7 protein-coding genes are annotated in these 11,184 nt (G+C 73.6%); 4 read left to right on the forward strand and 3 right to left on the reverse strand.

Annotation, left to right across the window (positions count from 1 at the left end):
• A partial coding sequence (locus ACFY9E_RS37255) for an NAD(P)-dependent oxidoreductase (RefSeq protein WP_390992344.1) occupies positions 1-920 on the forward strand: 920 nt, incomplete at its 5' end.
• Positions 921-1,121: 201 nt separating this feature from the next.
• Here ACFY9E_RS37255 and ACFY9E_RS37260 read toward each other — a convergent pair.
• Positions 1,122-2,876 (reverse strand): ABC transporter permease subunit, encoded by a 1,755-nt coding sequence (locus tag ACFY9E_RS37260; protein WP_390992347.1) that lies wholly within the window; start codon positions 2,874-2,876, stop codon positions 1,122-1,124.
• A 4-nt stretch (positions 2,877-2,880) separates the two neighbouring features.
• Positions 2,881-4,398, reverse strand: coding sequence for an ABC transporter substrate-binding protein (locus tag ACFY9E_RS37265; RefSeq protein WP_390992350.1), 1,518 nt, complete (start codon positions 4,396-4,398; stop codon positions 2,881-2,883).
• A 193-nt stretch (positions 4,399-4,591) separates the two neighbouring features.
• Here ACFY9E_RS37265 and ACFY9E_RS37270 point away from each other — a divergent pair, with 193 nt between their 5' ends.
• The 3 genes from ACFY9E_RS37270 (at position 4,592) to ACFY9E_RS37280 (ending at position 9,375) form a co-directional block, all read left to right on the forward strand.
• Positions 4,592-5,440: an oxygenase MpaB family protein gene (locus ACFY9E_RS37270; RefSeq protein ID WP_390992353.1), complete on the forward strand. Its 849-nt coding sequence runs from the start codon at positions 4,592-4,594 to the stop codon at positions 5,438-5,440.
• 64 nt (positions 5,441-5,504) lie between these two features.
• Positions 5,505-7,736: a tetratricopeptide repeat protein gene (locus tag ACFY9E_RS37275; protein ID WP_390992356.1), complete on the forward strand. Its 2,232-nt coding sequence runs from the start codon at positions 5,505-5,507 to the stop codon at positions 7,734-7,736.
• Between the two features lie 61 nt (positions 7,737-7,797).
• The gene (locus tag ACFY9E_RS37280; protein WP_390992357.1) at positions 7,798-9,375 is read left to right on the forward strand and encodes an FAD-dependent oxidoreductase; all 1,578 of its coding nucleotides are present in this window, start codon (positions 7,798-7,800) and stop codon (positions 9,373-9,375) included.
• A 4-nt stretch (positions 9,376-9,379) separates the two neighbouring features.
• Here ACFY9E_RS37280 and ACFY9E_RS37285 read toward each other — a convergent pair whose 3' ends face one another.
• A complete protein-coding gene (locus tag ACFY9E_RS37285) occupies positions 9,380-11,161 on the reverse strand; it encodes a serine hydrolase (RefSeq protein ID WP_390992360.1) in 1,782 nt (593 codons plus the stop codon).
• Positions 11,162-11,184 lie beyond the last annotated feature (23 nt).

Below are 11,184 nucleotides of genomic sequence, written 5' to 3' on the forward strand. Positions count from 1 at the left end.
GCCTCACCGACACCGTCTACGCCACCGAAGAGGAACTGCCCTACCTCCTCCCCGGCGCCGACGCCCTCCTGGCCTGGGTCACCATCACCCCCGCCATCCGCGAAGCCTGGCCCGACAACCCCGACAAGGCACCCCGCTGGGTCCACGCGTCCTCCGCGGGCGTCGACTCCTTCCTCTTCCCGGCATTGGTGGACGATCCGGGTGTTGTCCTGACCAACGCCCGGGGTGTCTACGACCAGCCGACCGCCGAGTACGTCCTCGGTCTGATCCTCTCCCTCGCCAAGGACTTCCCCGGCACCTGGGAGCACCAGCAGCGCCGGGAGTGGCGTCCGCGTCCCAGTGACGGCATCACCGGCCGCACCGTGCTGGTGTGGGGCACCGGCCCCATCGGCCGGGCCATCGCCCGGCTGCTGACGGCCGCCGGCATGCGGGTCTGCGGCACCGGCCGCAAGGCCCGCCCGGACGACCCCGACTTCGGGACCGTCCACGGCCCGGCCACCCTGCACGCGGCACTCGCCGAGGCCGACTACGTCGTCCTGGCCGCACCCCTCACCCCCGACACCCGGGGCATGGTCGACGCCCCCGTGCTGGCCGCGATGAAGCCGGGAGCACGACTGATCAACGTGGGCCGGGGCGGACTCGTCGACGAGGAGGCACTCGTCGACCACCTCGCCGCCGGACGGCTCGCCGGAGCCGCCCTGGACGTCTTCGCCCAGGAACCGCTGCCCGCCGAGTCACCCCTGTGGGACATGCCCGGCGTGATGATCTCCCCTCACACGGCGGGCGAGACGACCGGTGAGCGGGAGGCGCTCGTCGAGGTGTTCCTCGACAACCTCACCCGGCACATCGAGGGCCGCCCCCTGCGCAACGTCGTGGACAAGCGGCGCGGATACGTGACCGACGAGCCGCACCCCGCCTGAGGACCGACGAGCCGCACCCCGCCTGACGACGCGTCGCACCCCGCGTGAACGACGCGTCGCACCCCGCCCGAGGACAGAGGAGACGCACCTCGCCTGAACATCGACGAAACCCGTCCCGTCCGACACTCGACGAGACGCACCCCGCCCTTCGGGCGAGGAGCAGGCGCCCCGGCCGGTAGCCTCCACCGGCCGGGGCGCGTGCTATTCGCCCTTCCCGCGTCCCAGCACGCTGCCGGTCACCGCCAGCACGGACAGCACCACCAAGGCGGCGGCCGGTCCCAGGACGGTCCAGGGGGCCAGTTCGGCGTACGGCTGGTTCTCCGACAGGAGGCGGCCCCACTCGGGGGTGGGCGGCTGTTCGCCCAGGCCCAGGAAGCCGAGGGACGCGAGGACCAGGACGGTCGTGGGCAGCCGGAGCAGCGCGTTGCGCAGGAGGGCCGGGACCACCGCCGGGAGCAGGTGGCGGCGCAGCAGGTGCAGCCGTCCCGCGCCGAGTGCGACGGACGCGGCGATGTGCCCGCTGGCGCGTTCCTGTTCCAGCAGCGCGGAGGTCTGAGCCGCGTACGGGCTCCAGCCGACCGCGCACACCGCGCCGGCGGCACCCCACACCGACGGCCCGGTCACGCCCACGATCAGCAGGCCCGCGAGGACGGCGGGCAGGGTCGACACGACCTCGGTCGGGCCCGCGCTCGCCCGCGATGCCATGCCCAGCAGCAGTCCGGTGACCGCGCTGACCACCGTCACGACGAGGGCGACTCCCGCGGTGCGCAGCGCCCCGTGACCCAGCCGGGCCAGCAGGTCACGGCCCAGGGCGTCGGTGCCCAGGGGGTGTTCGAGGGACGGGGGCAGCAGCCGGGCCGCCGTGTCGACCTGGAGGGGGTCGCGCAGGAGGCCCGCCGTGACCAGGGCGAGCAGGGCGAGGGCGCAGGCGGTGGTGATCCAGCGCAGGGAACGCGGCACCGTGAGCGCGGGGTGGTGCAGGGCCGGCAGGGCGCCGTCGCGCAGAGGCCGGCCGAGGAGGGCGTGACGCAGGGCCCGGATCAGGATGCCCGCGGCGACCCCGAGCAGGACCAGCGCCAGAGTCGCCGTCTGCAGCACCGGGAGGTCCTGCGCGACGGCCGAGTCCAGGGCGAGGCGGCCGAGCCCGGGGATGTTGAAGATCTTCTCCACGGCGACCGCGCCGCCGACCAGAGCCACCACGGTGGGCAGCAGTTGCGGCAGTATGCCGGGCAGGGTGCGGCGCAGCGCGTCGCGGCCGATGTGACGGGGCGGGAGCCCGACGGCGTAGGCCGTGCGCGCCCAGGGTTCGTGGAAGGCGGCGGGCAGTGCCTGGTCGAGCATCCCGCCGAGCATCGCACCCGAGGGAATGCCGAGTGCGAGCGAGGGCAGCACCATCGACTGCGGCCCGTCCCACCCGCTGGACGGGAACCACCCCCACCACACCCCGCACACGGTGGCCAGCACCGAGGCGAGGAGGAACTTCGGCAGCGACGCCAGGACGGCGGCCGTGGTGCCGGCCCGGTCCTGCCGCAGGCGGCGCCGGGAACCGAGGAGGACCGTGCGGGCGCACACCAGTGCGGCGACCAGCACCGAGACCGCGAACGCGCCCAGCATCAGCGTCAGGGAGACCGACAGAGCCGTTCCCACCTGCGGCATGACCGGTGCGCCGGAGACCCACGAGACGCCCGCGTCCCCGCGGGGCAGGCCGCCCAGCCAGTGCGTGAGGTGGACCCAAGGGCCTTGGTCCAGGCCCAACTGCTCGCGCACTGTGGCCAGCTGCGCGGGGGTCGGGTCCTGGTCCGCGGAGCGCGCCCGCAGCACGGTGCGTGCGGGGTCACTGCCGGACAACCACGGCAGCGCGGCCACCGCGGCCAGCAGGGCGGCCCCGGCGAGGGCCCGGCCGGCCGCCAGCCGCCCGATGTACGGGCGGGCGGCGGGGAGGTGAGCGAGAGCCATACCGCTACTTCAGATGCGTGTCGAGGTCGACCAGGGACCGCTCGCGCGGGTCGAGCACGACGCCCTCGACGTCGGCGGCGATGCCCTGGACGACCCTCTCGTGGACCAGCGGCACGACGGCGTCCGTGCGGAGGATCTCCGCCTCCGCCTTCATGATCTTCTCCTGGCGCCGCTTCGTGTCGCTCTCCGCGGCCGCGGCCTGGATCGCCTTGTCCACCTCGGGGTCCTTCAGCCGGGCGATGTTGTAGACGCCGTCGCTCGTGTAGTCGCTCGCCAGATAGGCGACCGCGTCACCGGTGTCGAGGAGCGTCACGCGGGAGAAGACCAGGGCGTCGTACCGGCCGGCGAGGAGGTCGCCCTCCATCTGTGTGTACTCGCGGACGTCCAGCTTGACCCTGAACCCGGCCTTCTCCAGCCGCTGCTGGAGGACGGTCGCCGCCTCGGGCAGTTCCGCGCGGTTCGTGATGGCGGCCAGACGCACCGTCTTGCCCTTGGTCTCGGACCTGACCTGGTCGGCGCTCGCGGCCCGGGCCCGCCCGGTCACCGGCACGCGCAGGTCGGCGGCCCAGGGGACGGCGGGTCCGAAGAGACCCTGCGCGGGGTCGGCGTACCCGCCGAAGACGGAGTCCACGAGGTCGGTGCCGTCGACCGCCTCACGGGCGGCCGCCCGCAGGCCGGGGTCGGTGAACACGCCCTTGCCGGTGTTGAGGATCAGGCTGTCGGTGCGCACCGAGGAGACCACGTGCCGTGTATCGGCCTTGAGGAGCTTCGCCTGCGAGGTCGGGATCCACTCGGCGATGTCGGCCTCGCCGCCGCGCAGGGCGTTGGCGCGTGCGGTGCCGTCCGGGATCCACGTCACGTCGAGGCCCGGCGCCTTCGCCTTGCCGCCCCAGTAGCCGTCGAACCGGTCGAGTGCCGCCCCGGTCTTGCCGGTCAGCTTCGTGATCTCGAAGGGGCCGGTGCCGGTGCCGACCGGACTGACCTTGCCGTCCTTCGCGTATGCCTTGGCCGACAGGATCGCCAGCGCGGGGCTGGCCAGTCGCAGCGGCAGCACCGGGTCGGGTGACTTCGTCGTGAGCGTGACGGTGTCCGCGTCGTCGGCCTTGGCGGTGAGCGTCACGTCGCTCAGCACACGTGGCTTCGGCTTGGCCGCGCCCGCGTGGTCGAGCGCGTTGACGACGGCCTTGGCGGTGAGCTGGGTGCCGTCCTGGAACTCGGCCTTGCGCAGCTCGAAGGTCCAGGTGGTGGCGTTGTCCTGCTTCCAGGACTTCGCCAGCGCGGGCGCGGCGGCGCCGTTCTTGTCGAGGACGGTCAGTCCTTCGGCCACGGACAACTTGCTCAGCACCGTGGCGTCGTTGCTGTAAGGGGACAGGGCCTGCACGGGAGGGACGGCCAGGGCGATGCGCAGCCGCCCGTCAGAGCCGGCTCCACCGCCCGCGCCGTCGTCGCTCGGTGCGAAGCAGCCGGCCAGCAACGGGGTGAGGGCGAACGCCGTGATGAGGCCGCGGGAGGTGGTGCGCATGAGGGGTCCTGTCGTGTGCGGAGCCGGGCATGCCGTCGCGGCCCGTACGGGCCTTGATCGGCAAGCGCAATATATAAGGCCAGCCTTACCAAACCAGACACCGGGTAGGTGAAATCTCAACAGCCGGACGATATGCGGTATCGACCAGCTGTTCGGGATGTGCCATCGTGTGCGCCGGGTGGAGGTGAGGCGCATGACCGGAGCGGACCCGGGGTTGTTCGGTCCGGAATCGGTGACCTGGCAGCTGCACGGCGACCCCATGATGTGGATCGCGGGTGTCCGGGCGCTCTACCTCCAGGCCCTGCATCCCCGCGCGGTACGCGGCGTCACGCAGAACTCCGACTTCCGGCGGGACGCCTGGGGCCGGCTGCTGCGCACCGCCGACTTCGTCGGAACGACGACGTACGGCACCACCGAGGCCGCCGAGCGTGCCGGTGCCAGGGTCCGGAAGATCCACCGCATGCTGACCGCGACCGACCCGGACACCGGCGAGCGCTACGGCGTCGACGAACCCGCTTTGCTGATGTGGGTGCACTGCGCCGAGATCGACTCCTATCTGCACGTCGCCCGCAGGTCCGGATTCCGGCTCACCGACGCCGAGGCCGACCGTTACATCGCCGAACACCGGCACAGCGCACGCCTGGTGGGCCTCGACCCCGACGCCGCACCGGCGAACCGGGCCGAGATGGCCGAGTACTTCGAGAAGGTGCGCCCGGACCTGGCCGCCGGACCCGAGGCACGCGAGGTGGACGACTTCCTGCTCCGCCCGCCGACGCACCCGCTCCTCGTACCGGCGCGCGAGGTGCTGTGGCGGCGCGTGGCGCACCTGGCGTACGCCTCCCTGCCGCCGTACGCCCACGAGTTGTACGGCAGACCGGCCCCCGCAGCCGCCACCGTCACCCGGCGACTGCGCCTCACGGGCCTCCTGCTGCGCCGTGTTCCCGCACGTCTGCGGTGGCAACTCCCGCCCAAACACATCCTGCGGGCCGTGGCGAGGCTCGGCCCGGACGCGCGCCCGGCACCGTACAAACTCGGACGATAGGCCGCCATACTGGATGGACCAGGGACGGGCGGGCGAACGGCTACCGGGGGGAGCGTCGCGCGACATGGGGGACAGCAGGCTCATCCATGGCCGGTACCGGCTGCTCGATCTGATCGGGCGCGGTGGCATGGGCGAGGTGTGGCGGGCGCGGGACGAGTCCCTGGGCCGGCACGTCGCCGTCAAGTGCCTCAAACCACTGGGCCCGAACCACGACCACGCCTTCACCCGAGTGCTGCGGGAGCGGTTCCGCCGCGAGGCCCGGGTCGCCGCCGCGCTCCAGCACCGGGGCATCACCGTCGTGCACGACTTCGGCGAGTCCGACGGCGTCCTCTACCTCGTCATGGAGCTGCTGGACGGCCGCAACCTCAGCCAGCTCCTGGAGGACAACAAGCAGCACCCGCTGCCGGTCGCGGATGTCGAGGAGATCGCCGAACAGGTCGCCGCCGCCCTCGCCTACTGCCACGAACAGGGCATCGTCCACCGGGACCTGAAGCCCGCCAACATCGTGCGGATCGGCGACGGCACCGTGAAGATCTGCGACTTCGGCATCGCCCGCCTCGGCCACGACATCGGCTTCACCTCCCGGCTGACCGGCACCGGCATCGCCATGGGCACCCCGCACTACATGTCCCCGGAACAGATCAGCGGCACCGAGGTCGACCAGCGCAGCGACCTCTACTCGTTGGGCTGTGTGCTGTACGAGATCGCCACCGGCGTACCGCCGTTCGACCTCGACGACGCGTGGGCGATCCTCGTCGGCCACCGCGACACCCCGCCCCGCCCGCCGCGCGAGCACCGCGCGGAGCTGCCCGCCTACCTGGAGCAGGTCGTCCTCGACCTGCTCGCCAAGGAACCCGCGCAACGCCCCGGCGACGCCCGCGAGCTGGCCCGCAGGATCAGTGCGCACCGGGCCGCGCCGGCCTATGTGCCGGCCGTCGCGGCGGGCCGCCCGGCCTCCCACGTGCCGGTGGGCGCGGGCCGGCTGCCGTCCTGGACCCGTGGCATGACCACCGGCCACAAGGCCACCGGCACGGGACTGCGCACCGCACCGCCCGACCCGGCGTCCGGGCTGTCCGGCGAGTGGATCGCACGACCCGCCACCGGCCCCGTCGTCGAGGAACCCGTCCCCGCGCGGCGGCCCGCACCGCCCACGGAGGTCCTGACCGCCCTGGCCGGCCGGCACAACGCGGGCCTGAGCCTCGGCCGCCTGGGCCGCTGGGCGGAGGCGGGCGAGGTGCACCGGGCCGTCGCCGCCGAACGCGAGCACCTCCTCGGCCCCGACCACCCCGACACCCTCGCCAGCCGCTACGAGGTCGCCTTCACGCTCAGCCGCACCGGCCGCGCCGCGGACGCCCTGCGCGAGTACAAGCACGTCACCGAGGCCAGAATCCGCACCCTCGGCGCCGAACACCCCGACACCCTGGCCGCCCGCCAGGAGATGGCCTACGTCCTCGGCCAGCTGGGCCGCCCCTTCGACGCCCACCGCGTCTACACGTCGGTACTCACCGCCCGGGAGCGCATCATGGGCCCCGACCACCCCGACACCCTGCGCTGCCGCCACAACCTGGCCTTCAACCTCAGCCGCCTCGGCCGCCTGGAGGACTCGTACCGCATGGCCCGCGAGGTGGCGGCGGCCCGCGCCCGCGTGCTCGGCCCGGACCACCCCGACACGCTCGTCACCCGCTACGAGGTCGCCTACGCGCTCGGCCAGCTGGGCCGCTGGCCGGAGGCCCTGGAGACCTACCGCGAGGTCGTCGCCGCCCGCGGCCGCGCCCTCGGCCCCGACCACCCCGACACCCTCGCCGCCCGGCACGAGATCGGCATCAGCCTCGGCCGCCTGGGCCGCAGTGCCGAGGCCCTGGACCTCTACGGCGCCCTGGCCAAGGACCGCACCCGCGTCCAGGGCCCCACCCACCCCGAGACCCTGCGCGCGCGCCACGGCCGCTGCGTCAACCTCGGCCGGCTGGGCCGCTGGGAGGAGGCCCTCGCCGAGTCCCGTGAGGTGGCCGCCCTCCGCGAGCAGGTCCTCGGCCCCGACCACCCGGACACCCTGGTCAGCCGCCGCGAGGTCGCCGTCGGCCTCGGCTGGCTGGGCCGCTGGGCCGACGCGCTCACCGAGTACCGGAGGGTGGCCACCGCCCGCGCTCACGTCCTCGGTGCCGACCACCCCGACACCCTCGCCAGCCGCAACGACGAGGCCCACTGCCTGGAACAGCTCGGCCGCGGCGCCGAGGCCATGGCCCTGTACCGAAGAGTGGCGGCCCTGCGGGAGCAGCGGGCCGCCGCGGGGCGCTGACCCCTGCCGAGCAGGCACGCGCCGTCTGGCCGACCTCGATCACCGCGTGTTACCAAGAACCATGACCGCACCCGAGGGACCCCGCGCACACCGGACGTACGACGCCGTCATCGTCGGCGGCGGCCACAACGGCCTGGTCGCCGCCGCCTACCTGGCCCGGGCGGGCCGCTCCGTGCTGGTCCTCGAGCGGCTGGAGCACACCGGCGGCGCGGCGGTGTCCACCCGGCCCTTCGCCGGAGTCGACGCCCGGCTGTCCCGCTACTCGTACCTGGTCAGCCTGCTGCCCAAGAAGATCGTCCGGGACCTCGGCCTGGACTTCCGCGTCCGCACCCGGACCGTCTCCTCCTACACACCCGCCGAGCGCGACGGCAGGCCCACCGGCCTCCTCGTCGGCGGCGGGGAACGACGTACCAGGGAGGCGTTCACCCGCCTCACCGGCTCCGAGCGCGAGTACCGGGCCTGGCAGGAGTTCTACGGCATGACCGGCCGCGTCGCCCGGCGCGTCTTCCCGACCCTCACGGAACCGCTGCCCACCCGTGAGGAACTGCGCCGCCGCCTCGACGACGAGGAGGCCTGGCGCGTCCTGTTCGAGGAACCGATCGGCAGCGCTGTCGAGGAGCGCTTCGAGGACGACCTGGTGCGCGGCGTCGTCCTCACCGACGCCCTCATCGGCACCTTCGCCGGCGCCCACGACCCCTCCCTGAAGCAGAACCGCTGCTTCCTCTACCACGTCATCGGCGGCGGCACCGGCGACTGGGACGTGCCGGTCGGCGGCATGGGGGCCCTCACCGACGCCCTCGCCGACACGGCACGCGCGGCGGGCGCGGTCCTCGCCACCGGCCACGAGGCGCTGCGCATCACCACGGACGGCCGAACCGCCGAGGTCACGTATCGCACGGCCGACGGCGAAGGCACCGCCGCCGCCCGGCACGTCCTGGTGAACGCCTCACCACAGGCCCTGGCGGAACTGACCGGCGACACGCCCCCGGCTCCCGCCGAAGGCGCCCAGCTCAAGGTCAACATGCTGCTCAAGCGGCTGCCGCGGCTGCGCGACACCTCGGTCGACCCGCGCGAGGCCTTCGCCGGCACCTTCCACATCGCCGAGGGCTACGAGCAACTGGCCACCGCTCACGCCCAGGCCGCCGCCGGCGACCTCCCTACCGCGCCGCCCTCGGAGATCTACTGCCACTCGCTCACCGACCCGACCATCCTCGGGCCCGACCTGGCCGAGCAGGGCTACCAGACGCTCACCCTCTTCGGCCTGCACACCCCGGCCCGCCTGTTCGAGCGGGACAACGACGCCGTACGGGAGGACCTGCTGAAGTCCACCCTCGCTCAGCTCGACGCCCACCTGGCCGAGCCCCTCGCCGACTGTCTGGCCGCCGACGCGGACGGCCGCCCCTGTATCGAGGCCAGGACCCCGCTCGACCTGGAGCGGGACCTCCGCCTGCCCGGCGGCAACATCTTCCACCGCGAGCTGAGCTGGCCCTACGCCCAGGAGGGCACCGGCCGCTGGGGCGTGGAGACCGGGCACGCCAACGTGCTGCTGTGCGGGGCGGGTGCGGTGCGCGGGGGCGGGGTCAGCGGGGTGCCCGGGCACAACGCGGCGATGGCGGTGCTGGAGAACACCCCCGAGTGACCCCTCAGTCGGCCGACGGCGTCCACCCCGCCGCTTCGATGCGGGACGCGTCCACCGGGCGTGCCTCGTCGAAGAGCACGCCGTCGGCCGCGTCCACACGCAGCCCGTCCACATAGGCCCCGCGGCCGACGTACAGCCGGTCCGTCGCGTACCGCCAGCGCAGGGTGAGCTCCCGCGCGGCGGGGACGTCCGCGGTGAGCCCGTGCCAGACGCGGCCTGACCAGCCGGTCACCGAGCCCGTCGGGTGCCGCTCGGGATCCTCACCACTGCGGGACGTCATGAAGGGCACCGGTTGCCAGCTCGTGCCGCCGTCGGCCGTGGCCTCCAGGACCAGGACGTCGGCCTTGGGTTCGGTGTCCCACCACAGCCCGCAGCGCAGCCGCGCCCGGCCGGACGACGTGTCGAGCGCGGGGAGGGTGAGCGTCGCCGCGGCGGAGACCGCCATGCCGGAGAACCAGGCCCTGCGGCCCCGCACCGGCCGGACCGGGACGGCCCGCGCCAGATGGTTCGCGGCGGCCACCCGGGGAGCCGACCCGGATCGCCAACTGCGCACCGGATGGACCGAGTTGCCCAGTACGACGAGGAACGAGTCGGTGGTCGGGTCGAGCACCAGCGAGGTGCCCGTGAAACCGGTGTGCCCGGCGGTGCGCGGCGTGGCCATCGCGCCCATGTACCAGTGCTGGTAGAGCTCGAAGCCGAGGCCGTGCTCGTCCCCCGGGAAGGCGGTGTTGAAGTCGGTGAACATCAGCTCCACCGACTGGGGCGTCAGGATCCGGGCCCTCCCGTAGACACCGCCGTTGAGCAGCGTGCGGCCGAGGACCGCGAGGTCCCAGGCGTCGGAGAACACGCCCGCGTGGCCCGCGACGCCGCCGAGGCCGAAGGCGTTCTCGTCGTGCACCTCTCCCCAGACCAGGCCCCGGTCCAGGCCGGACCAGGGTGCACGGGCGTCCTCCGTGGCCGCGATCTTCGGACGCCAGGAGGCGGGCGGGTTGTACCGGGTGCGGCGCAGACCGAGCGGTGCGGTGATCTCCTCACGGAGCAGGACGTCCAGGGTGCGGCCCGTGATCCGTTCCAGCACGAGCTGGAGCGAGATGAGGTTCAGATCCGAGTACAGGTACGCCGTGCCGGGCGCGCTGACCGGCGCCTCGTTCCAGATGAGCTGGAGTTTCTCCTCGTGGGTCGGCGCGCTGTACAGCGGGATCCAGGCGCGGAACCCCGAGGTGTGCGTGAGGAGCTGGCGGATCGTGATGTCCTGCTTGCCCGCGCGTGCGAAGTCCGGCAGATAGGAGGCGACTTTCGCCTCCAGCTCCAGTGCGCCCCGCTCCGTCTGCTGCACGGCGAGGATCGAGGTGAACAGCTTCGACACCGACGCCAGGTCGAAGACGGTGTCCTCGGCCATCGGGATCTGCTCGCCGGGCGGGAACTCGACGCCGGTGTCGGTCTTCTCGTCGTAGGCCCGGTAGCGCACCGCCATGCCGATGGGCCGGTGCAGCGCGACCGTGCCGCCGCGTCCGGCGAGCAGGACGGCCCCGGCGTACCAGGGATGCTTGGGTGAGGGACCGAGGAACGCCTCCGCGTCGGTCACGAGCCGACGCAGGTGGGAGGGGAGCAGCCCGGCGCGTGCGGCGGAGCCGTGCCGCAGGGTGGGGCGGTGGCGGGTCGCCGCCGGGGTGGCCTCGGCGGGCCCGGCGGGCCACGCGGCGAGGGCGAGCGCGCCGCCCAGGGCCAGTCCCGCCCTGCCCACTTGACGCCGGGTCGGTTCGCCTCTGGCCGGTTCGTCGGTCACCGCGTACCCCTTCGCCTCAACCG

The sequence above is a fragment of the Streptomyces sp. NPDC012466 genome, from assembly GCF_042955215.1.
GTDB lineage: Bacteria > Actinomycetota > Actinomycetes > Streptomycetales > Streptomycetaceae > Streptomyces.